17 protein-coding genes are annotated in these 23,127 nt (G+C 70.7%); 12 read left to right on the forward strand and 5 right to left on the reverse strand.

Going from position 1 to position 23,127, the window contains the following annotated elements:
• Window positions 1–20 precede the first annotated feature (20 nt).
• Entirely contained in the window at window positions 21–1,214 is a 1,194-nt protein-coding gene (gene rocD / locus FPZ12_RS03930; protein WP_144745586.1) for an ornithine--oxo-acid transaminase, read from the reverse strand.
• 106 nt (window positions 1,215–1,320) lie between these two features.
• Window positions 1,321–1,584, reverse strand: a complete 264-nt coding sequence (locus FPZ12_RS03935; protein ID WP_144745587.1) for a YciI family protein — start codon at window positions 1,582–1,584, stop codon at window positions 1,321–1,323.
• Between the two features lie 75 nt (window positions 1,585–1,659).
• Between FPZ12_RS03935 and FPZ12_RS03940 the strand changes: the two genes are divergently transcribed.
• The 9 genes from FPZ12_RS03940 to FPZ12_RS03980 all read left to right on the forward strand — a co-directional run bounded on the left by FPZ12_RS03940 (window position 1,660) and on the right by FPZ12_RS03980 (window position 12,633).
• Window positions 1,660–3,726, forward strand: coding sequence for a S9 family peptidase (locus FPZ12_RS03940; RefSeq protein ID WP_144745588.1), 2,067 nt, complete (start codon window positions 1,660–1,662; stop codon window positions 3,724–3,726).
• Window positions 3,723–4,673, forward strand: a complete 951-nt coding sequence (locus tag FPZ12_RS03945; RefSeq protein WP_144745589.1) for an LLM class F420-dependent oxidoreductase — start codon at window positions 3,723–3,725, stop codon at window positions 4,671–4,673. The genes FPZ12_RS03940 and FPZ12_RS03945 overlap by 4 nt, the downstream gene beginning before the upstream one ends.
• Window positions 4,674–4,938: 265 nt before the next feature.
• Entirely contained in the window at window positions 4,939–6,333 is a 1,395-nt protein-coding gene (locus FPZ12_RS03950; protein ID WP_243769659.1) for a pyridoxal phosphate-dependent decarboxylase family protein, read from the forward strand.
• Window positions 6,330–7,613 (forward strand): lysine N(6)-hydroxylase/L-ornithine N(5)-oxygenase family protein, encoded by a 1,284-nt coding sequence (locus FPZ12_RS03955; protein WP_144745590.1) that lies wholly within the window; start codon window positions 6,330–6,332, stop codon window positions 7,611–7,613. Before FPZ12_RS03950 ends, FPZ12_RS03955 begins: the two co-directional genes overlap by 4 nt.
• A gap of 71 nt (window positions 7,614–7,684) precedes the next feature.
• A complete protein-coding gene (locus tag FPZ12_RS03960; protein WP_144745634.1) occupies window positions 7,685–9,406 on the forward strand; it encodes an IucA/IucC family protein in 1,722 nt (573 codons plus the stop codon).
• A complete protein-coding gene (locus FPZ12_RS03965; RefSeq protein WP_243769660.1) occupies window positions 9,403–10,635 on the forward strand; it encodes a glutamine synthetase in 1,233 nt (410 codons plus the stop codon). Before FPZ12_RS03960 ends, FPZ12_RS03965 begins: the two co-directional genes overlap by 4 nt.
• A 100-nt stretch (window positions 10,636–10,735) precedes the next feature.
• Window positions 10,736–11,587, forward strand: a complete 852-nt coding sequence (locus FPZ12_RS03970; protein WP_208025727.1) for a S8 family serine peptidase — start codon at window positions 10,736–10,738, stop codon at window positions 11,585–11,587.
• Window positions 11,584–11,793, forward strand: coding sequence for a hypothetical protein (locus FPZ12_RS03975; RefSeq protein WP_144745592.1), 210 nt, complete (start codon window positions 11,584–11,586; stop codon window positions 11,791–11,793). The genes FPZ12_RS03970 and FPZ12_RS03975 overlap by 4 nt, the downstream gene beginning before the upstream one ends.
• 9 nt (window positions 11,794–11,802) lie before the next feature.
• Window positions 11,803–12,633, forward strand: a complete 831-nt coding sequence (locus FPZ12_RS03980; RefSeq protein ID WP_166462562.1) for a cyanobactin maturation protease PatG family protein — start codon at window positions 11,803–11,805, stop codon at window positions 12,631–12,633.
• Window positions 12,634–12,739: 106 nt separating this feature from the next.
• On the opposite strand, the gene FPZ12_RS45455 is transcribed toward FPZ12_RS03980, so the two are convergent.
• Complete coding sequence (locus FPZ12_RS45455; protein ID WP_166462563.1) at window positions 12,740–12,913, reverse strand: hypothetical protein; 174 nt, start codon at window positions 12,911–12,913, stop codon at window positions 12,740–12,742.
• A gap of 104 nt (window positions 12,914–13,017) precedes the next feature.
• On the opposite strand from FPZ12_RS45455, the gene FPZ12_RS03985 reads away from it, so the two are divergent.
• Window positions 13,018–17,595, forward strand: a complete 4,578-nt coding sequence (locus FPZ12_RS03985; protein ID WP_144745593.1) for an RHS repeat-associated core domain-containing protein — start codon at window positions 13,018–13,020, stop codon at window positions 17,593–17,595.
• 94 nt (window positions 17,596–17,689) lie between these two features.
• On the opposite strand, the gene FPZ12_RS03990 is transcribed toward FPZ12_RS03985, so the two are convergent.
• A complete protein-coding gene (locus FPZ12_RS03990) occupies window positions 17,690–18,892 on the reverse strand; it encodes an oxygenase MpaB family protein (RefSeq protein ID WP_144745594.1) in 1,203 nt (400 codons plus the stop codon).
• A 156-nt stretch (window positions 18,893–19,048) separates the two neighbouring features.
• On the opposite strand from FPZ12_RS03990, the gene FPZ12_RS03995 reads away from it, so the two are divergent.
• Together FPZ12_RS03995 and FPZ12_RS04000 are read left to right on the forward strand one after the other, a co-directional pair.
• Window positions 19,049–20,650: a succinic semialdehyde dehydrogenase gene (locus FPZ12_RS03995; RefSeq protein ID WP_144745595.1), complete on the forward strand. Its 1,602-nt coding sequence runs from the start codon at window positions 19,049–19,051 to the stop codon at window positions 20,648–20,650.
• 88 nt (window positions 20,651–20,738) lie between these two features.
• Window positions 20,739–21,902, forward strand: a complete 1,164-nt coding sequence (locus FPZ12_RS04000; RefSeq protein ID WP_144745596.1) for a TetR/AcrR family transcriptional regulator — start codon at window positions 20,739–20,741, stop codon at window positions 21,900–21,902.
• Window positions 21,903–21,906: 4 nt separating this feature from the next.
• Here FPZ12_RS04000 and FPZ12_RS04005 read toward each other — a convergent pair whose 3' ends face one another.
• Window positions 21,907–22,998 carry an ABC transporter substrate-binding protein gene (locus FPZ12_RS04005; protein WP_144745597.1) on the reverse strand — a complete coding sequence of 364 codons (1,092 nt, stop codon included), beginning with the start codon at window positions 22,996–22,998 and terminating at the stop codon, window positions 21,907–21,909.
• Window positions 22,999–23,127: the final 129 nt, after the last annotated feature.

Consider the following 23,127-nt stretch of genomic DNA (forward strand, 5'->3'; position numbering starts at 1 on the left):
GACGGCCGCCAGCCAGGTTTTCAGCGCCGCACCACTTTCGCGATCGCGTCGATGCCGGTGTCGAGGTCTTCCTCGCTGATCATCAGCGGCGGCGCGAGGCGCAGCGTGTTCCCGTGCGTTTCCTTGCACAGCACGCCCTTCTCCGCCAGCGCCTCCGACGCCTGCCGCCCGGACAGGCCGCCGGGCGTGATGTCGATGCCCGCCCACAACCCGCGCCCGCGGACCTCCGCGAGCCCGTGCCCGATCAGTTCGCCCAGCCGTGCGTGCAGGTGCGCGCCCAGCGCCGTGGAGCGCTGCTGGTACTCGCCGCTGGACAGCAGCACGAGCACCGCGCGCCCGACCGCGCAGGCGAGCGGGTTCCCGCCGAACGTCGAGCCGTGCTCGCCCGGCCGCAGCACGCCGAGCACGTCGCGCCGTCCGACCACCGCCGACAACGGCACGATGCCGCCGCCGAGGGCCTTGCCGAGGGTGTACAGATCGGCTCGTACGTGCTCGTGGTCCAGCGCCAGCAGCGTGCCCGTGCGGGCGAGGCCGGACTGGATCTCGTCCGCGATCAGCAGGGCGCCCGCCTCGTCGCACAGGCGCCGGGCCTCGGCGAAGTAGCCGTCCGGCGGGACGATGACGCCCGCCTCGCCCTGCACCGGCTCGAGCAGCACCGCCGCCGTGCGCTCGGTGATCGCGTCACGCAGCGCGGCGACATCGCCGTACTTGACCACCACGAACCCCGGCGTGAACGGGCCGAAGTGGGCGCGGGCGGACTCGTCGGTCGAGAACGAGACGATCGTGGTGGTGCGGCCGTGGAAGTTGGAGCCCGCGACCACGATCTCGGCCTGTCCGTCCGGGATGCCCTTGGCCTCGTACGCCCATTTGCGGGCCACCTTCAGCGCCGACTCGACGGCCTCGGCGCCGGAGTTCATCGGCAGCACCATCTCGGTGCCCGTCAGCGCGGCCAGCTCCGCGCAGAACGGGCCGAGCTGGTCGTGGTGGAAGGCGCGCGAGGTCAGCGTGATCCTGCCCAGCTGGGTGGTGGCGGCCTCGACCAGCGCCGGATGCCGGTGGCCGAAGTTGAGCGCCGAGTACGCGGACAGGAAGTCCAGGTAGCGGCGGCCCTCGACGTCGGTCACCCAGGCGCCATCGCCCTCGGTGAGCACGACCGGCAGCGGGTGGTAGTTGTGCGTGCTCCACTGTTCGTCGAGCGCGATGAAGCTGGTCATGCCACCAGGGTAAGAGCACGCGGGGCGGCGCCGGGAGGCCCTGATCATTGCGTTGTGGTCCCGGTGAACGGTGAATCGTTGCGGATCAGGGAGGCGCGCCGCAGCATCAGGGTTGCAGGATCTCGTTCCACTCCGCGACCCGCCATGCGCCGACGACCCCGCCGAGCACGAGGGGGTCCTCCCCGGCGAACTCCTCCGCCGCGGCGCGCGTGGTGAACACGCCCATCGCGCTGCCGGGCGGGTCGTCCAGGGTGCCGACGGAGAGCAGCGTGCCGCGCCGGTGGAACTCGTCGATCCGCGCCCGGTGCGCGGGGTACAGTTCGGCCGCGCGGTCGAGCCGCCCGGCTTCGTAGAAGAGCACGTACTTCATGCCGCACCTCCGTGACGAGCCCGGCACATTCTCGGGGTGCTGGCTCCGGCTTGTCACGTCTGAAAGAGTGCGGGAGTGACCGACGAGCTCTCCTTCCTCCGCAAGCAGGCCCGCACCCAGCGTTTCACCCTCGGCACACCCCGCGAGTTCCGCGTTTCACCGGACGGGCGGGCGTTGCTGTTCCTGCGCTCGGAGTCGGGCGTCGACCGCCGCAACAGCCTGTGGCAGCTGGATCTGGAGTCGGGCGAAGAGACGAAGATCGTCGACGCCGTCGAACTGCTGCCGGGTGAGGAGAACCTGCCGCCCGAGGAACGCGCCCGCCGCGAGCGCAGCCGGGAGAGCGCCGGTGGCGTCGTCGGCTACGCCACCGATGCCGCGGCAGGCGTGGCCGCGTTTTCGTTGTCCGGCAAGCTCTTCACGGTCGACCTGGCGACCCGCGAGGTCACCGAACTGGTCGACAGCGCGGTCGTCGACCCGCGCCCGAACCCGGCAGGCACCCACGTCGCCTACGTCCGCGACCGGCGGCTGCGCGTGATCGAGCTGGCCTCGGGGCAGGACAGGGCGCTGGTCGATGAGGCAGGCGAAGACATCGCGTGGGGCCTTGCCGAGTTCATCGCCGGTGAGGAGCTGGGCCGGGCCCGCGGCTACTGGTGGTCGCCGGACGGCCAGAGCCTGCTGGTGGAGCGCACCGACCGCACCGGGGTGCCGCGCTGGAACATCGCCGACTCCGCGAACCCGAACACGCCCGTCAACACGGTCGCGTACCCGGCCACCGGCGAGCGCAACGTCGACGTGGCGCTCGCGTTCCTCGGCCTCGACGGCACGCGGGTGGACGTCGAGGGCTGCGAGTGGGAGTACCTCGTCGCCGTGCACTGGTCGGCGGGCGGACCGCCGCTGCTCGCCGTGCAACCCCGCGACCAGCGGAAACTGGAGATCCACTCGGTGGACCCGGCGACCGGGCGGACCAAACTCCTGCGCACCGAAACCGACGAGCGGTGGGTCGAGATCGTGCCAGGGGTCCCGGCGTGGACGAACGACGGCAGGCTCGTGCACGTCAGCGGCGCGGACGGCTCGTACCGGCTGATCATCGACGGCGAACCGGTCACCGGACCGGAGCTGCAGGTCCGCTCGGTGCTCGACGTCGGCGACGAGGTGCTGTTCAGCGCCTCCGACGCCGACCCGACGCAGATCCACGTCTACCGCACCGGCCCGGTCACCCGTCTGTCCACTTCGGACGGTGTGCACGTCGGCTCCGGTACGGCGGCGGTCACGGTGCTCTCGTCGTGGAGTCTCGAACACGCCGGCCCCGAGGTTTCCGTGCTGCGGAACGGCGAACCGGTCGCGAAGGTCTCCTCCTACCCCGTCGACCCCGGCCTGGAACCGCGCCCGAAATGGCTCACCCTGGGCGAACGCGGCCTGCGCGCGGCCGTGCTCCTGCCCACCGGCCACAAGCCCGGCGAGAAGCTCCCGGTGCTGCTCGACCCGTACGGCGGCCCGCACGCGCAGCGCGTGCTGCAGAGCCGCAACGCCTTCCTCACCTCGCAGTGGCTGGCGGATCAGGGTTTCGCGGTGCTGGTCGCCGACGGCCGCGGCACGCCGGGTCGCGGCCCGGCGTGGGAGAAGGAGATCGCGGGCGAGCTCGCCGAGGTCCCGCTGACCGACCAGGTCGACGCGCTGCACGCCGCGGCCGCCGAGCACCCGGAGCTGGATCTGGAGCGGGTCGCGATCCGCGGCTGGTCCTTCGGCGGCTTCCTCTCCGCGCTCGCCGTACTGCGCCGCCCGGACGTGTTCCACGCCGCCGTCGCGGGCGCCCCGGTCACCGACTGGTCGTTGTACGACACCCACTACACCGAGCGCTACCTGGGCAAACCGCAGGACGAACCGGCCGCGTACGAGCGGAACTCGCTGCTCGCCGATGCGCCGGGGCTGCGCCGGTCGCTGATGATCGTGCACGGGCTGGCCGACGACAACGTGTTCGTCGCGCACGCCCTGCGGCTGTCCTCGGCGCTGCTGGCGGCCGGGCGCGCGCACCAGTTCCTGCCGCTGGTCGGCGCCACGCACATGACCCCGCAGGCCGAAGAGGTGGCCGAAAACCTGATGCGGGTGCAGATCGAGTGGATCAAGAAGGAGCTGAGCCGGTGAAGCGCTGGGGAATCACGATCCCGCTGACCGGGGTCCCGCTGCTGGAGCACCGCGCGCTGATCGAGCGCCTGCCCGACCTGGGCTACACCGACGCGTGGTCGGCCGAGACGGCGGGCACCGACGCGTTCTCGCCGCTGCTGCTGGCTTCGCAGTGGGCGCCGCAGTTGCGGCTCGGCACGGCGATCGTGCCCGTGTACACCCGTGGCCCCGGGCTGCTCGCGATGAGCGCGGCCACCCTGGCCGAGGCGGCGCCGGAGCGGTTCGTGCTCGGCATCGGCGCGTCTTCGCCGGTCATCGTGTCGGGCTGGAACGCCGCGGAGTTCACCGAGCCGTACGCCCGCAGCCGGGACACGCTGCGCTTCCTGCGCGCGGCGCTGGCGGGGGAGAAGGTCACCGAGCAGTACCCGACCTTCGCGGTGAACCGGTTCAAACTGGAGCGCGTGCCGGAGAAGCCGCCGAAGGTGATGCTCGCCGCGCTGCGGCCGGGCATGCTCAGGCTGGCCGCGAAGGAGTCCGACGGGGCGATCACGAACTGGCTCGCTCCCACCGACGTGCCGAAGATCCGGGCCGAGGTCGGCCCCGACCTCGAACTGGTGGCACGGGTGTTCGTCTGTCCCACCGAGGACAAGGACGCGGCCCGCGCGCTCGGGCGGATGCTGATCAGCAGTTACCTGACCGTGCCCGTGTACGCGAAGTTCCACGACTGGCTCGGCCGCGGTGAGCGGCTCAAGGAGATGCACGAGCTGTGGGCGGCCGGTGACCGCAAGGGGGCCAACGCGGCGATCCCGGACGAGGTGGTCGACGACCTCATCGTGCACGGCAACCCCGACGCCTGCCGGGAGCGGCTCCAGTCCTATGTGGACAACGGGCTGAGCACCCCGGTGCTCGCGCTGCTGCCCACGGGTGGTGACCCACTGGCACAGGTCGAGGCGCTCGCTCCCCGTTGATCCACGCGGGTGCATTCGTCCCGGAGAGTCTTCTTTCTCAGGCCCGCGAGGGGCACTTTGGTGGGAAAGGCCGCGCGGGAGGTATCCCGGGGCCGCCGGTGTCCGTATCGTGGCTTAGCGTAGGCATACCTAAGGAGTGGTCTGCCGGGCGGTGCGGGTAGCGGAACCTGAGGCAGTCCCTGGCTGTGGAACGCCCGGCGGCGCAAGCGCACGGCCCACCGCGACCGCTCCGCCGCCGGGGATACAGAAGCTAAGGGAGTGATCAGTGGGCGATTCGGCAGCGCTGGCAGGCGGAGGGCACGGGCGGCAGCGGCTCGCGGAGCTGATTCCGTTGGTGCTCAACGGGATGGCCACCGGTTCGGCGGGGCGCGCGGCGCCGGGGCCTTCGGGTGGGCCGGCGGCCGTCGCCGCGGCGGTGGCCGCGGCCGGGCCGCTCGTCCCCGCCCGCGGGGTGGGTGCCGAGCAAGCGCTTTCCGAGCTGAGCACGTTGCTGGCGGCGGGCTCGGTCGACCCGGCCGAACCGGGCTGCGCGGCGCATCTGCACTGTCCGCCGCTGGCCGTGTCGGTGGCGGCGGACGTGGCCGCGAGCGCGCTGAACCCGTCGATGGATTCGTGGGACCAGGCGCCTGTCGCCAGTGAGCTGGAAAGCGCTTTCTGTGCCGCCATCGCCCGGTTGTGCTACCCGGCCGCGGCCGCGCCGGACGTGGTCGTCACCACCGGCGGCACGGAGTCCAACCTGCTGGGGTTGTTGCTGGCACGGGAAAAGGAGCCCGCCGTCCGTCCCGTCTGCGGGCGCAACGCCCACCACAGCGTCTCCCGCGCGGCCTGGCTGCTCGGGGTCCCGGCGCCGCTGGTGGTGGACTGCGAAGGCGAGCGGATGCGCCCGGATGCGCTCGACGGGGTTCTGCGCGGGCTGGACGGCCCCGCCATCGTCGTGGCGACGGCGGGCACCACCAACACCGGCGAGATCGACCCGTTGCGGCAGCTCGCACGGGTGTGCCGGGCACACGGCGCGCGGTTCCACGTCGACGCCGCGTACGGCGGTTTGGCCTTGTGCAGCCCGGCTTTGCGGCCCCTGCTGGACGGGCTGGAGGAAGCGGACTCGGTCGCGCTGGACATGCACAAGTTCGGCTGGCAGCCGATCTCGGCCGGCCTGTTCGCCGCCCGCGAGGCCGCCGACCTGCGGGCCCTGTCGGTGAGCGCGGAGTACCTGAACGCCGACGACGACACCGAAGCCGGGTTGCCCGATCTGCTCGGCCGCTCCATCCGCACCTCGCGGCGGCCCGACGCGTTCCGCATGGCCGTCACGCTGCGTGCGCTGGGGACGGAGGGGCTGGGCGAGCTCATCGAGCGCTGCTGCCACACGGCGCAGGAGGTGGCGTCGGCCATCGAGCGGCATCCGTCGCTGGAGCTGTGGGGCAGGCCGACCCTGTCCACTGTGCTGTTCCGGCCGCGTTCCGGCGACGTGGCGCGGGTGCGGCGCGTGCTGCTGGAGTCCGGCGCCGCGATCATCGGCCGCGCGACGATGCCGCCCGGCGAGATCTGGCTCAAGCTCACCCTCCTGCACCCGCACGCCACCGCGGCGGACTACCTCGGCCTGCTCGACGAGACGGTGACGGCCGCACGCGCCGACCTCACCGAAGGCGCGGTCGCCTCGTGACCTTCGACCTCGCGGGGGTCGGGATAGGCCCGTTCAACCTCTCGCTCGCCGCGCTCGCCGAACCGGTGGCGGGGCTGCGGGTCGCGATGTTCGAGCGGCGCAAGGAGTTCCGGTGGCATCCGGGGCTGCTGATCGAGGGCGCCACCATCCAGGTGCCCTTCCTCGCCGACCTGGTGACGCTGGCCGATCCGACCAGCGAACTGTCCTTTTTGAACTATCTGCGGGCGCGGGGCAGGCTCTTTCCGTTCTACTTCGCGGAAAAGTTCCACCTGGAGCGCGCGGAGTACGACGACTACTGCCGCTGGGCCAGCGAACGGCTCACCAGCTGCCGGTTCGGGGTGGAGATCGAGTCCGTCGACTGGGCGGACGGCGCCTTTTCGCTCACCCCGGCCGAGGGCGAGCCGGTGCGCGCCCGCAACGTCGTGCTCGGCGTCGGCACTTCGCCGTTCGTGCCGGAGCCGTTGCGGGCGCTCGTGGCCGACCCGTCGGTGCCCGCGCTGCACTCGGCGGATTACCTGGCCGAGCGGGAAAAACTCCTTTCCGCGCCCGAGGTCGTCGTGGTCGGTTCCGGGCAGTCCGGCGCCGAAGTGTTCCTCGACCTCCTGCGGCACCGGCCGGCGCCCGGCGGGCTGCGCTGGGTCGCGCGCACGCCCGCGTTCGCGCCGATGGAGTACTCGAAGCTGGGGCTGGAGCAGTTCGCCCCGGACTACACCGGGTTCTTCCACGCGCTCCCCGAGCCGGTGCGCGACGAGCTGGTCCCGGCACAATGGCAGCTGTACAAGGGAATCGACGCGGACACGATCGCCGAGATCCACGGCGAGCTGTACCGCCGCAGCCTCGGCGGCTGGCCCGACGTCACCCTGACACCCGGCGTCGAGGTGGTCGGGGCCGCGTACGAAGGCCGCATCTCACTACAGTTGCGGCACAGGCAGCAGGGTTCCGGCGCCGAGTGGCGGGCGGACGCCGTGGTGTGCGCGACGGGGTATGCCGAGACGCCGGTGGACGGGCTCCTGGGGCCGCTCGCGCGGCGGCTGGAACGGGACGAGCGCGGCAGGCCGGTCGTCGAGCGCGACCACCGGTTGCGGCTCTCAGGTGTGGACGGTTCGCTGTACGTGCAGAATGCGGAACGGCACACGCACGGCGTGGGTGCGCCCGACCTGGGGCTGGCCGCGTGGCGCGCGGCCTCGATCGTGAACAGCGTCTGCGGGCGTACGGTCTACGAGCTGCCGTCGCGCACGGCGTTCACGCGGTTCGGGCTGAGCAGTACGGAGGAACAGTGATCACCAATCCGGACGAGCAGTTGGACGACGGACAGGCCTGGCGCCAGGCCGGCTCCCTGGTCGTGCACAAGATGCTCGGCGAGCTCTCCTACGAGGGGATGTTCGAGCCCGAGCCCGTCGAGGACGAGACGCCAGGGGCCTACCGGGGCTGGCGCCTGGTGCTGCCGGGGGAGGTGGTCTACGAGTTCAAGGCCCGCCGCGGCGCGTTCGACTCCTGGTCGGTCCAGCCGGGAAGCGCGCGGCGCCAAGGGGTTCCGGCCGAGGACCCGCGTACGCTGATCGTCGACGCGCGCACCGTGCTCGGGCTTTCCGGGCTGCGCCTCGCCGACGTGCTGTCCGAGCTGACGGCGACGGTGGCGAACGAAGCCGTCCGGCTGCAGGACGCGCCCTCGGCGGAGAAGCTGTCCACAATGGACTACAACCTCGCCGACGGCCATCTGACCGGGCATCCGCGGCTGGTGCTGAACAAGGGGCGGGTCGGGTTTTCGGCCGTGGACAGGGAGTCCTACGCGCCCGAGTCCGGCACCGACATCCAGCTCCGCTGGTTCGCCGTGCACCGCGACCACGCGCAGTTCCGGTCGGTGCCGGAGCTGGGCGAGCAGCTGCTGCTGCTCGACGAGCTCGACGCCGAGCAGCGCACGGAGTTCACCGAGCGCGTCCAAGAGGCCGGCGACCCGGCGGACTACCTGTGGCTGCCAGTGCACCCGTGGCAGGCCGACGAGATCATCGGCACGCTGTACGCCGCGGAGCTCGCGAGCGGGCTGCTCATCGACCTCGGCCCGAGCCGCGACCACTACCGTCCACATCAGACTGTGCGGACGCTGGCGAACGTGAGCCGCCCCGGCCGCCGCGACGTGAAGACGGCCGTGTCGGTGCGCAACACGCTGGTGTATCGCGGGCTTGATTCGGCAGCCACGCTGGCCGGCCCGGCCGTCACGAGCTGGCTCAAGCAGGTGTCGGCGGCGGACCCGCTGCTGAGCGAGCGATACCGGTTCGAACTGCTCGGTGAGGTTGCGAGCGTTTCCGTCCGGCATCCGCTTTTCGGGAACCTGGAAGAACTTCCGTACCGGTTCCACGAGACGCTCGGCGCGCTGTGGCGGGAGCCGCTGCTGTCCACTTTGGCCGAAGACGAGCAGGCGCTGTCGTTCGCGGCGCTGCCGTACCGCGATCCCGAAGGCAACTCGGTGCTGACCGAGCTGATCCGGCGCAGCGGGCTCGCGGCGGAGGAGTGGCTTTCGCGCGTACTGGACCTGACGCTCACGCCGTTGCTGCAATGGCTCCTGCGCTACGGCGTGGGGTTCTGCCCGCACGGGCAGAACCTGGTGCTGATCGTGGACCAGGACGGCCGCCCGCTGCGCGTCGCGATCAAGGATTTCGCGCAGGGCGTGGATCTTCTCGACGAGGAGCTCGACTGTTACGCCTCGCTCGACCCCGAGGTCGAGATGCTGCGCTGGCCCGCGCACCTGCTGGCGCAGTCGCTGTTCAGCTCGGTGTTCTCCGGTCAGCTGCGGTTCTGGGCCGAGATCCTGTTCGACGACCTGGACCTGTCCCGGGCGCGGTTCTGGGAGCTGGTCAGGGAAATCGTTCGTGCCTACCGCGCGCATAACCCGGACGTGGCCGAGCGCTTCGACGCCTGCCGCCTGTTCGCGCCCGACGTCGAGCGCGTGACGCTGAACCGGGAACACCTGGCGGGCAAGGGTTTCGACAAGGTCGAGCGCGACGACGAGTTCGACGTGCGCTGGGGTCGCGCGCCGAACCCGCTGCACGCGCCCGATCCGGCGGGTGCTTGGTGAGAGCTCTCGGCCCGCGCGGGCTGGGTGACCGGAAAGCGCTTTCGCTGCCGCCGGACGTTTCCCGCGTGCTCTTGCTGGTGCCCGATCCGCATGCGCGGTTCGCGGCGGTGGAGCTGTCGCGCCGGTTCTTCGAGGAGGAGGTGCTCGAGCGCGGGTACGGGCTGTGCACGTACGTCTTCGCGTGGACGCCCGAGCGCGAGGCGGTGCCGGTGCCGGGATACCTCGACGGCTACGGCGATCTGCGCATCCGGCCGGACCTCGCCTCGCTGACGCTGCTGCCGGACGGGGTGTCCGCGGTGGTGTGCGACGCCGAATGGCCGGACGGCTCACCGGTCGGCGCCGCGCCACGGCAGGTGCTGATCGCACAGCTGGAAGCGTTGGCGAGCAAGGGTTTCGTGCCCTCGATCGGGATCGAGCACGAGGTCGTGTTCGCCGACGAGGACGGGCCGCTGACGGCACACGGCGTGGACTACGCGGTCGGTGGCACCGAGCGGCTGCGTCCGTTGCTGGCGGATCTGCGGGAGGCACTGGAGCCACTCGGCGTGGAGTCCGCGCGGGCGGAATGCCATCCAGGGCAGTACGAAATCGTGCTGCGGCACCGGGATGCGCTGTCCGCGTGCGACGACGCGATGCTGCAGCAGCTGATCGTGCGTTCGGTCGCCGCGCGGCACGGCGTCACGGCGAACTACCTCGCGGCACCGGAACCGGGACAGGGCAACTCCTGCCATGTCCATTTGTCGATCCAGGGCGCGCCGATGCGGGCCTTCCTGGCCGGGGTGCTGCGCGAGGCCCGTGCCCTGACGGCGTTGTGGGCGCCGACGTGGAACAGCTACGTCCGGCTGCGGACGGCGCCGTTCTCCCCGCGCGTGCTGAAGTGGGGCGTCGACGACCGCACCTGCGCTGTCCGGGTGGCTGGGCAGGGCGACTCCGAGCGACTCGAATTCCGGTTCGCCGGCGCGGACGCGCAGGTGCACTTGGTCGTGGCCGCGCTGCTGGCGGCCGGGCGCGCGGGAATCGAGGAGGAGCTGACCCCGCCGTCGGCCGGTGCCGAAGTGGGCAGTCTGTGTGTGACTCCCTGGGAAGCGTTGGCGGCGCTGGAAAAACGGGTTCCGGCTTTGCTGGGTGAGGAGCTCGCCACGCAGCAGGCCGCGTTGCTCCGCGCGGAGATCGACGAAGGCTGCGACGCGGTGACGGACTGGCAACGGCGCCGGGGAGCTTTGCGGGCCTGAGCCGGCCCGGCTGGTCCGAACGGGGCATTTCCGGGTGCTCCGGTAATGCCCGGCCAGTACGCGCGACTAGTAGGGCGTCCGGACTGGACGGAGGTCGCGTATGGCGAACGCACCCGCGCCGGAAGAGGCGGTGACCGTCGAGCGTGCCGGGCTGGCGCCGCTCATGGCCCTGACCGCCGGCCGCCCCGACGTCGTCATCGGACTGATCGACGGCCCGGTGCCGCCCGGTCACCCCGGGCTCGACGCCCGGAATCTCCGTGTGCTGCCAGGGTTTGACGAGACGCCCTCGGACCACGGGACGTTCGTCGCCGGGATCCTCTCCGGGCACCGCGGCGGAGCGGCGCCCGCGCTCGCGCCGGACTGCGGGCTGCTGGTCCGGCCCCTCCCCACCGATTCGCCGGACGGCGCTTCGCCCGCCGAACTGGCGGCGGCCGTCATCGACTGCGTGGACGCCGGGGCGCGGATCGTCAACCTGAGCGCGGCCGAGACCGGGGCGCGCGTCGGCGGCGGGACCGCGCTCGCCGACGCGATCGACCACGCCGCCCGTAGCGGGGTTCTGCTCGTCGCCGCGGCCGGGAACCGCCCGGTACTCGGCGGTTCCGCCGTCGTGAGCCATCCCTGGGTCGTCCCGGTGGCCACCGACGGCGGCCGGTCGACCCTGGGCGCCTCGATCGGGCGCGGTCTCGCCGTGCCGGACGGTGAAGTGGTCAGCCTGGCACCGGACGGCGGCACCACTGTCATGGCGGGCACCAGCGTGGCCGCCCCGTTCGTCACGGGCGCCGCCGCCCTGCTGTGGTCACTCTTCCCGGCCGCGACGGCCGCGGAGGTCAAGTACGCGTTGCTGTCCCCGGGCCGCCCGATGCGGCGGCGGGTGGTGCCGCCGTTGCTGGACGCCTGGGGCGCACACACGGTTCTGCGGGAACTGGTGCGGGAAAGGAGCGTCCGGCCGTGAATACACCGATCGACCCCCATGCCGAACAGGAGAACAGCCCCCGGCATCGGGTCCGCCTCCCCGGGTTCACGGCGGATTCCGCCACCGGGCTCGGGGACGTGGTCAAACGCGCGACTTCGTTGCTGGGGATCAAACCCTGCGGCCCGTGCCTGGCACGGGCGGAACGGCTGAACACCTGGATGGTGCTGTCCGGGCCGCGGAAATGAGGTGAAGTCATGGCGGAAACCGTCGCCGGTCCGCAGACGGACCTGGCGCACGCGACGGGTGCTCCCTCCTTCGTCTACGCGCTCGGCAAGGTCGAGCCCCGATTTCCCAGCCTGGCGGTGGAAAAGGAGTTCGCACAGGCGGGCGGGCGGCTGACCGGATCGGGGCTGACCGACCGGCAACTGCTGCGGACGCTCGTCACCGACCGGCAGAACCGTTATCTCGCCCGGTCGCTGTGCTGGGTTTTCTCCGTCGAGGGCGTCGAATGCTACATCCTGCGGCCCCGGGACCCATCGGATTTCGAGCTGCTCGCCGAAGCCGTGCGGGACGAGCCGCGGCGCGACGATCTGGACGTGGTGATCGGGACGCTCGGCCCCATCGCGCCACCGGAAGCCTGCAACGGCCTCGCGTTGCCCACCGTCGCCTTCGACCAGATCTACTCCTTCGACCGCGACGCGCTGGTGGACGCGATCCCGCGGCCGGAATCGGTGACCGGGGCCGACGCGGATCAGTTCCGGCAGGTCGCCGGCGGGCTGCTGGACCGGATCATGCAGATGGCCGACAACGCCGGGGCCACCGACGCGCACCGCGCGCTCAACTATCTCGCGGTGCGGTACCCGGCGATCTACGGCGCGGCCGCGGAAGCGAACGCGCGCGACCTTTCCCTTACCGGCGTCCAGGTTCTGCCCTCCGTGCTCAGCGGGGCGCGCAAGATCGTGGAAGTGGTGTTCACGTACACGCACCGGCAGACCGACGTCAGCGAGAAGAAGTTCGTCCGTGTCGACGTGACCGAGCAGTTCCTGTTCCTCGCGGGCAAACTGGCCGACTATTTCGATCGATGAGGAGGGCGAGTCCCTTGACCAGGACAGTGCGGATGCCGGAATACACGGCGGAAAACTCACTGCGGCCGGCGTCCAGGCCGTACTACACGGCGCGAAACCGTGGCGGCTATGGCTCCGCGGAGCCGCGGATCGTCGCGCAGCAGAACCGCCCGACGAAGACCGAGTACGCGTGCTCGGGCGCGCATTGCGCGTGCCACGGGCTCTTCGACTGCTGGGACTGCTTCGTGGAGGGGTGGTGCGTGGGTCCGTGCACCTGTGACGGGCCGGGCGGCACCTGCATTTGCTAGCGCACCGGATCCGCAAGAGAGGTGAGAGTCTTTCACTCGGTTGGCCAAGGCTCTGGCAGACTTTTCCCGGAAGATCGGTGTCCGTGGGAAGGGACTCATGAGCAATCCGCTGGTGGCGCAGCCGAAGGATTCGACCCAGGCGTGGTCCGGCATCTCCATCGTGGAGGACGCCGAGGCGCTGAAGAAGGGGATCGAAAGCGGCGACTGGGCCTCGACGGTCATGGGTGTGGCCGGGACGGCGATGGACGCGCTGGCGTTCGTCGCCGACCCGTTCGGTTCGATCCTCGCGGCCGGCGTGGGCTGGCTGATGGAACACGTCGGCCCGCTCAAGGAGGCGCTGGACAAGCTGACCGGCAGCCCCGACCAGGTCACGGCGCTGTCGGAAACCTGGGGCAACATCGCCAAGGAGCTGGGCGAGGTCAGCACCGACCTGGCGAACCAGGTCAAGGCGGACATCCAGAGCTGGACCGGACCCGGTGCCGACGCGTACCGCGGACAGGCCGACGAGGTGGCGAAAACCCTCGAAGCCGCAAGCAAAGCGTGTGACGGCGCGTCGAGCGGGGTGAAGACGGCGGGCGAGGTCGTCGCCGCCGTGCGGATGCTGGTCCGCGACACCATCGCGCAGGTCGTGGGCCACATGATCTCGTGGGCGCTGCAGGTGCTGTTCACCCTCGGCATCGGGCTCGCGTGGGTCGTGCCGCAGGTGGTGAACCTGGTCGCGAAGACGGCCAGGGAGCTCGCGAGCCTGATGAAAAACCTGACCAAGGCGCTCGGCGAGCTGGGCAAGCTGCTGTCGAAGGCGGGCGGGCTGTTCAAGACCGCGGCCAAGGGCATGCGGGACCTCAAGCCGGGCAAGGCCGCGAAGCCGGACGACGTCGGCACCCTGCCCGCCGGGGCGAAGAACCTCGATCCGGTCGGCGACAGGACCACGGCCTCCGGCGCGGGCCACAAGAACTCCAGCGAAGACACCACCCCGCCGCCGGAGCGGAACGACGCGGTGGGCAAGGACAAGCGCTACTGCGAGTCCGACCCGGTGGACGTGATGACCGGTGACGTGCTGGTCAGCGAGACCGACGCCGAGCTGGCCGGGATGCCCGTGCTGGAGCGCACCCACCTCTCGTCCTACCGCGGCGGCCAGTGGTTCGGCGAGAACTGGACGTCCACTTTGGACCAGCGGCTGCTGGTGGGCGCCGAGCGCATCCGCTACTTCTCGCCGGACGGCATGATCCTCAGCTATCCGGTGCCCGCCGACGGCGCGGAAACCCTGCCGCTGGAAGGCCCGCGGTGGCCGCTGGCCGCGACCGGCACCGGGTACCGGCTCGACACCCGCGACGCGAGCCTGTTCTTCGGGCCGCGCGCGGCCCCGGGCGTGCAGCCGCTCGTCGCGGTCGAGCAGGACGGAGGCCGGACGGACATCACGCACACGCCCGCGGGCGCGCCGTCCGAACTGCGCCACAGTGACGGGCGGGTGATCCGGTTGCGCGGCACGCGCACGCGGATCACGGGAATCGAGGTGATCGACGCGGCCACCGGCGAGTCCGTCCAGGTCGCCACCTTCGGCTACGACGACTTCGGCAGGCTCGTACAGCTCGTCAACGCCTCGGGCGTCGCCGCGCGCTACCAGTACGACCAGCACGGACGTATCACCGGCTGGCTCGACCGTACCGGCACCTGGTACCGGTACGAGTACGACGAAAACGGCCGCTGCGTCCGCACGCTGGGCCCGGACGGCTACTTCAGCGGCACCTTCGCGTACGACCGCGAGCGCCTGATCACCGTCTACACCGACTCTCTCGGCGCCAGCACCGAATACCACTTCAGCGCTGCGCGCCAGCTGTCACGCCGCGTCGACCCACTCGGCAACGTCACGGCGTACACCTGGGACCGCTACGACCGGCTGCTGACCCGCACCGACCCGCTCGGGCTGACGACGTCGTACGGCTACGACGCGGTGGGCGCACTGGAGTCGGTGACGCGGCCGGACGGTTCGGTGCTGTGGATCAGCCAGGACGCCGACGGGCTCACCATCGAGACGGACGAAGGGCTCACACGCTTCTACCCGCGCGACGAGGCGCCGGACCCCTTCGAGGAAACGCTGGGCGTGTCGCGGGGGCTGAGCGAGGACCAGGCGTCCCGCCGTCGTCCGCGTCCGGCGGCCGAACCCGCGGAGCGGGATCTGTTCGGCAGGCCCAAGTCGGTGCTCAACTCCTCCGGGCGGCCGGTCGTGCTGGGCTGGACCGTCGACGGGCAGGAACGGTTGCGCGCACAGCCTTCCGGCGTGCAGGAGACGCGCCGTTACGACCCGGAAGGCCACGAGCTCGAGCGCGTCAACGGCGCAGGGTTCGCCAGCAGGACGGAATACGGGCCGTTCGGGTTGCGCACCGCGACGGTCGACGAAGCGGGCGCGCGCACGACCTACGCCTACGACACCGAACTCCGGCTCGTCGCCGTCACCAACCCGAACGGCCTGACGTGGAGCTACCGGTTCGACGCGGCCGGGCAGCTGATCGAGGAGACCGACTTCGACGGCCGCACCCTGCGTTTCGCCTACGACCGGGCCGGTCGCGTCGTGCAGACCTGGAACGGGGCGGGCGAGCGGACCGAGTACCGCTACGACGAGCTCGGCAACGTGATCGAGCGCCGCTGCCCGACCGGCACCACGTACTACGGCTACGACGCGGTCGGCCGGATGACCTCGGCCGTCATCGGTGACGCGGAGCTGAGGGTCACCTACGACCTCCAGGGCCGGGTGCTCGCCGAGTCCGTGGACGGCCGGACGCTGACCCACACCTACGCCGCCGACGGCACGGTGACTCGCCGGACACCGTCCGGAGTGGACAGTGCGTGGCGCTTCGATGCCAACGGGCGCCCTGTTTCGCTCACCGTCGCGGGCCACACCCTGAGCTTCGGCTACGAGGGCGGCCGGGAGACCACGCGCACCGTGGACGCGGCGGTCACCCTCGGGCAGTCCTTCGACGCCGACGACAACCTCGTCGGCCAGTTCGTGCGGGCCGGGCAGGCGCCGCCGCGGCAGCGCCGGTTCACCTACCGCCGCGACGGGCTGCTCACCGGGATCGACGACGACGTGGCCGGGCAGACGCGGTTCGTGCTCGACGCCGCGGGTCGCGTGCTGCAGCGGAACACCCCGCGCGGCAGCGAGGTCTACGGGTACGACGGCGCCGGGAACATCGTGGAGGCAAGGGAACCGGCGCCGACGGCCGGGCCACGCCGGTATGCGAACAACCGGCTGCTGTCCGCGGGCGCGGTCGGTTTCGAGTACGACGCCGAGGGCCGGGTGACGGCGCGCCACGAAGGCGGCCGCGTCTGGCGGTACGTGTGGGACGGCAACGACCGGCTGATCGCGCTCGCGACTCCGGAGGGACACCAGTGGTTCTACCGCTACGACCCGCTGGGCCGCCGGATCGGCAAGCAGCGCGTGACCACCACGCCCGCCGGGGCTCGCGTCGTGGCCGAGTACTACGAGTTCACCTGGAGCGGCGCGCTTCTCGTGGAGCAGGTGCACGTGGACGAGCGGCAGACCCGGCACGTGACCGTGTGGGAGTACCACCCGGAGGACGAGCGCCCGCTCGTCCAGCTGCACCGTTCGTCCACTGTGGACGACAGGTTCCTCGCCATCGTCTCGGATCTGCAGTGCAGGCCGACGGAGCTGGTCGACACGGCAGGATCGTTGGTGTGGCAAGGAGATCCCGCGCTGTGGGGTCGGGAGAACGCGCCCGCCGCCACCCCGCTGCGGTTCCGCGGCCACTACGCCGACGCCGAATCGGGGCTGCACTACAACGTCTACCGCTACTACGACCCGACGACCGGGCGGTACCTCAGCCAGGACCCGCTCGGGCTGGTGCCGGCGCCGAACCCGGCGGCCTACGTGCCCAACCCGCTGGCCGCTGCCGACCCGCTCGGCTTGATGAAGCCGTGTGAAGAAGAGGCGGCGAAGAAGAACAAGAAGGGCAACAAACGGCCGGGCGCGGGGAACGACGCGTCGAACCTGCCCGAGAGCTCCACGACGCCGTCCGCTTCGAAGGACACGCACGAGCTCTACAACGACGGCAACGTCAAGGTGCAGGTCGACAGCCACCAGGGCAAGCACCAGGTCGGCAACACGAGCTTCGGCATGAAGTACAACGGTGGCAAGGGCACCAAGTTCCCCGGCTACGTCGGCGACAAATGGCACCAGGACTACTTCTCGAAGGAGGCCGCCCGCCACACCAAGGAGGGCCCGGCCGGCCGGATGGACGCGGACATCGCCGCGAAGAAGGACAAGCTGGACGAGGCCAAGTACGAGAAGGACGCGTACGAGAACGCGTTCAAGAACAAGCAGGAGGAGTACAAGAACGCGCCGAAGGAGGCCAGGGACGGCATCCGGAAGGAGGCCGCGGAGATCAAGGAGCAGTACCAGCAGGCCGCCAAGGACCACGATCAGGCGCAGAAGGACTACGACGCCGCGAATGCCGAGCGCGAGAGCTACGACGGGAACAACAAGAACATCCAGTACCCGAAGGGCGCGCCGAAGGACGACGGCGTCCACTACGACATGAGCTCGTACTGGGACAAGGACAACGGGCAGTGGGTGACCACGTACCACTGCAACCCGGCCGACAACAACTGGGACAAGAACTTCGGCAAGGCCATCGGCAAGGCGAACGGGCTCTCGTAGAATCCGCGAGTCCGGCGATGCGGTGCCGGAGCCCCGGCCCGGGCCGCGGGGCCACTGACCCGGGCCGGGCCGAGAACGCGATCCAGCACGCTGCTCAGGATTCGGGGCGGTTGCCGGTCGGGATCGTGATCAGTGTGGTCGTCGGGGAGGTTCCCTTGTTGAGGAACAGCATCGCCAGTGCGCGCACGAACTGGTCGAACATGTAGAACCCCGCCGGCACGACAGGCAGGAGCCCTTCCCGGAAGGCGATGTACGTCGGCCATGCCGTGCGGACCAGCGCCGCCGCCGCGTAGTCGCGCTTCAGGCCGAGCCAGTCGCCGATCTCGTCGCTGAGCACATAGCGCACGAACTCGTTGAGGAACCCGCGCGTGACGCCGAGGTCGACCTGCGCGGTCAGCCCGAGCAGGTCCTCGGCCAGTTCCTTGCCCTCGGTCGTCGGCGTGAGGATGGGCGTGAGCACCTGCGCCGACTGCGCGTCCGCGGCAGCCCAGGTCTGCGGGATGAACTCGTCCCGCACCCCGAGCATGTGGATGGCGACCTGCCACGAGTGCAGGAACGCGTCCTCCTCCGCGGTCGTCATCGGGACCTTCCACTCCTTCAGCTTCCGGTGCACGAAGGTGCCGAGGCTGTGGAAGGTGACGAGGATGTCGCCGTTGCTGATCGGGACCGCCTCGTCCGGCGAGACGGCCGTCCAGTGCGGCGACTGCGGGAGGAGGTGGCGCACCGCGGCGTGCACCAGGCGGGTCTTGTTGGCGGTGACCACGAACTGGCCCGAGGGCTCGAAAGCGTTGAGATCGGCAAGGTCGTAGCCGAAGGTGAATGTCTTGGCCGCGCGGTTCTGCATGTCGGCACCGCCCGCGGACCAGTACACCGACTTGGCCTCGCGCGGGATGACGGTGCTCATGATGCCGCTGCCGAGGCCGTAGAGCATGAACAGGTACGTGTCCTTGCGCCGGTTGAAGTCGGCGGCGAGGCGCAGTTTCGCGCGGTCGGCCCACGAGGGCAGCGCGTTGACCTTCCGCAGGTACGTGGTGAGGTCGGCGGGCAGCCCGCTGGGCAGCGGGTCGCTGTTGTTCACCCACGACTGCAGCGCGGTGTTGACCGCCGGCACCTGGCCGCTCTCGATGAGCCCCTTCACCAGCGCGTCGACTTCGTCGTCCCAGACCCACCACGGGTCGGTGCTCGTGCCCGCCGCCGCGGTCGCCGTCGATCCCCACGCGGGGGCGACACCGGCCACGCCGACGAGACCCAGTGCGACACCGAGCGACAGTGCTCGCCTTCGGTTGAGATTGCTCATTTACTTACCTAGCTTCCTTGGTAGGAGTATCAGCGCTTGTTCAGGAGCAGATCAGCCAGGATCCCACTTGATCGACGGTGTGATTTCTCGTTAACATATCGAGCCAGGCCGCCGGTCGGCAAGAGGCACCTCCCACCGCTACCCCCAGGAGCCCGGATGACCAACGAGCAGAGCCCGGCACTCGCGGCGAGTCCGCGTCCGGCGTGGGTGACCGACGAGTCGGTCGCGCGGTGGTGCGAGTGGGTGCGCCGGGACGTGACGCGGGATTCGCCGCAGGAGCCGCTGACCGCCGTCGCGCCGTACGACCTTTCGCCGATCGCGCCCGTCCCCACGTGCACGCCGGAGGATGTCGCGGCCGCGGCGGCGAGCGCCCGCGCGGCCCAGCGGGAGTGGGCCGCCACGCCGATCGCGCGCCGCGCCGAAATCGTGCTCGCCTTCCACGATCTGTTGCTGCGGCGGCAGAATCAGGTGCTCGACCTGATCCAGTGGGAGATGGGCAAGGCGCGGTTCCACGCCTGGCAGGAGGTCGCACAGGTCGCCACGATCGCCCGGCACTACGCGCGCCGCGCGGGGCGTTACCTGGCCCCGAACCGCGTGCGCGGGATGCTGCCGGTGCTGACGAAGGTCCGCGAGGAGCGCGTGCCGAAGGGCGTCGTCGGCATCATCTCCCCCTGGAACTACCCGCTGTACCTGGGAGTCGGCGACGTCCTGCCCGCTCTCCTCGCCGGCAACGCCGTCGTCTCCAAGGCGGATTCGCAGACCGCGCTGACCCTGCTGTGGACCCGCGAGCTGATGGCCGAGGCGGGGCTCCCGGCCGACCTGTGGCAGATCGTGGCCGGTCCGGGCTCCGTGGTCGGCACGGCCGTGGTCGACACAGCCGATTTCGTCTGCTTCACCGGTTCGACGGCCACCGGCCGTACGGTGGCGGAACGCGCCGCGCGGCGGCTCGTCGGCGCGTCGCTCGAACTCGGCGGCAAGAACCCGCTCATCGTGCGCGAGGATGCCGACATCGCCGCCGCGGCGGCGGGAACGGCGGCGGCCGCCTTCGCCAACACCGGGCAGATGTGCATCCACATCGAGCGGGTCTACGTGCACGAAAAGGTCTACGACGCCTTCCGTGACGAGCTCGTGCGGGTGACCGAAGCGTTGCGGCTCGGCCAGTCCTACGACTACTCGGTGGACATCGGGTCCCTCGTGTCCCCGGCCCAGCTGGCGGCGGTCGAGGCGCACGTCGAGGACGCGGTGGGCAAGGGCGCGAAGGTGCTCGCGGGCGGCCACGCGCGTCCCGAGATCGGCCCGCTGTTCTACGAGCCGACGGTGCTCGAAGGCGTCACGCAGGAGATGGCGGTCTGCGCGGACGAAACGTTCGGCCCGGTGGTCTCGCTGTACCCCTACGCCACCGACGACGAGGCTGTTTCCCTTGCCAACCAAGGAAACTACGGCCTGTCGGCGTCGGTGTGGTCGAAGAACGCCGCCGAGGCCGACCGGATGGCGCGGCGGATCCGGTCCGGTTCGGTCAACATCAACGACGGTGCGACCGCCGCGGCGGGCAGCATCGAAGCCGGGATGGGCGGCATGGGCGACAGCGGGCTCGGTCGGCGGCACGGCGCCGAGGGGATCCGCAAGTACACCGAGAGTCAGACGATCGCCGCGCAACGGCTGATGCCGCTGGGGCCGCCGTCGAACTCGGCTGTCGGCGGTTTCGTGAAGCGCACCAACCAGCAGCTGGGCCTGATGCGCAAACTGCGGGTGCGATGAGCGTCCCGGGCCACACGGCCGGGCGGGCGTTCCGTGGTTGACTGGTGCGTATGGCCCAGTTCCCGCGTACGTCCACCCGGGTGCCGCTGTGACCGCTGAGCCCACCGCGGCCGTCCGGCCGCGCAACCGCAAGCAGCTCATCGTCGAAGCGGCCGGGCGCGCGTGCAGCGAGCGCGGCTACCACGCGGCGTCGATGGAGGAGATCGCCGCCGCCGTCGGCATCACCGCGGCCGCGCTGTACCGGCATTTCCCGAACAAATACGCGCTGTTCGCCGAATGCGCGAACGTCATGGTGGACCGGCTCGTCGCCGCGCTCGACGAGGTGCCGGCGGAAGCGCCGCTGGCGGACGTGCTCGCCGCCGCCACCCGCGTCACCGTCACGCATCGCGCGTCCGGTGGCGTGTACCGGTGGGAGGCGCGGTACCTCAACCGCGAGGACCGGCGCCTGCTCCGGCAGAAGTTCGCGCACGTCGTCGGGCGGGTCGCGGACGGGGTGCGGCGCGAGCACCCGGGCCCCGAGGACGACCTGCGAGCCGTGGCGGCGCTCGGCGTGATCGGGTCCATCACGATGCACCACACGTCGATCGCCCAGCGGCGGGTGGAGGACGTGCTGCAGGCGTCGGCCCTGCGCGTGGTCGAAACCGACCCGACGGCGGCGGTGGGGAACCAAAGCCTCGTCGAGCTGCCCGCCCAGCCGGTGCCGCGCACCCGGCGTTCGGAGATCATCGCCGCCGCCATCCCACTGTTCGAGAAGCATGGGTTCGCCAACGTCACGAACGGCCGCATCGCCGACGCCGTGGGGCTCGTCCCTTCCGCGCTGTACCGGTATTTCCCGGGCAAGGCCGACATCCTCGCGGCCGCGTGCCTGCAGGCGGCCGGTCTCCTGTCGCAAGCGGTCGAGCACAACCTTCAAGGCGTGTCCGACCCGCACGACGCCCTGGTCGCGCTCGCGGAAACGTATGTGGCGTACAGCTTCGAGCACAACGCGCTCACCAGCGTCGCGGACGCCGAAATCGGCGGCCTGCCCGCGAGCCTGCAACAGCCCTTGGTTGTGGCACAGCGCGAGCACATCACCTTGTGGGAACAGCAACTCCGGCTGGCGTGGTCAGACCTCGACTCGCGCCAGGCGCGCGTGCTGGTGCACGCCGGTTTCGGTGTGGTGGTGGAGGCCGGGCGCAGGCTGCGCTGGCGCGACACGGCCGAGCACCGCGCCGCGGTGGCGGCTCTGCTCATGGGCGCCTTGGGGCTTTGAGCCATCACCCCTGGGGGACCGAAACAGCCGGCGCGGGACCCTGGAACGACCCGGCGGGCGCATCGGGCAGTCCCGCCGAATCGGGCATGGTGTCCGCGGGCAGGAACGTATTGTCGAACAGCGCGCCACCCGGGTTCCAGCTCGCGGGCAGCGCGCCTATTTGTTTCATCTGGTCGACCGTGGTGGCCCAGCGGTCGGCGGCCATCGCGCCCATCTGCTGCCCGCCGCGGCTGCCGATGACGAACGGACGCTGCCCGGCCCAGGTGAACCAGTTGGTGTCGGCCGCGAGCTGATTGTTGTCCTTGACCATCTGCTCGTTCGCCTTCGCCGCGGCGCTGACGTCGGTCAGGTACGCGGTCCAGCCTTTCGACAATGCGGAAAGCGCTTTCCGAAGCGTGTCGGCGTGGTTCTTCGCGTAATCCTCGGTGACGACGAGGACCTGGCCGTACGGGTTGAATCCCGCGGAGGCGTAGCTGAAATAGTTGAGTTCGATGTTCTGCTTACGGGCCTCGTAGACGGTGTTCGTCGGGTAGCCCTGGGTGATGCCGTCCGGTTCGGCGAAGAACGCGTTGTAGGTGCCGTTGAAGTTCTGCGTGGTGAATTGCAGCCCCTGGCTGTGCTGCACCCACTGCCAGCCGAGGCTCGCCGGCGCGACCGTCCACGATTTCCCGGCGAGGTCCGCCCAGCTGGTCCAGCCCGTCGACTTCTTGACGAGCACACCGGTGGGCGCGACGTCGAACTCGTTGTAGACGGCGATCACCGGCAGCCCCTGCGCCTTGGCCTGCAGATAGGACTCGGCGGTGGTGACGGCGATATCGGCCCGGCCCGCGGCCAGCAGTGGGATGCCGGACACGTTCGGGCCGCCCGGCAGGATCGACACCTTCGAGAGCCCGGCCTGCGCCAGGTATCCCTGGGTCTGCGCGGTGGTCCAGCCGCCGTTCTGGGCGTTGCTGAACCAGGACAGCTGCACGGTCAGCGAGTCGCCGGAGTCCCGGGAAGCCGATGACCCGGCGCCGCACGCGGCTAGTACCAGTGCGGCGATCAGTGCCGCGAACGCGAGGCGCAACCGCGCCCAACGGGAGGGGGAACGGAACATCGTGGCGGCTCCATTAGTCGCGAAAAACGGGGACCGGTCATTGTTCGGGGCTTCCGGGAAAAGGGCATGACAGTATCGCCGAAACGGGTCCGGCTCGATTTATGGACGACGTCGTCGGGAGATGGTCCG

This window comes from Amycolatopsis acidicola (genome assembly GCF_007713735.2).
Lineage (GTDB): Bacteria > Actinomycetota > Actinomycetes > Mycobacteriales > Pseudonocardiaceae > Amycolatopsis_E > Amycolatopsis_E acidicola.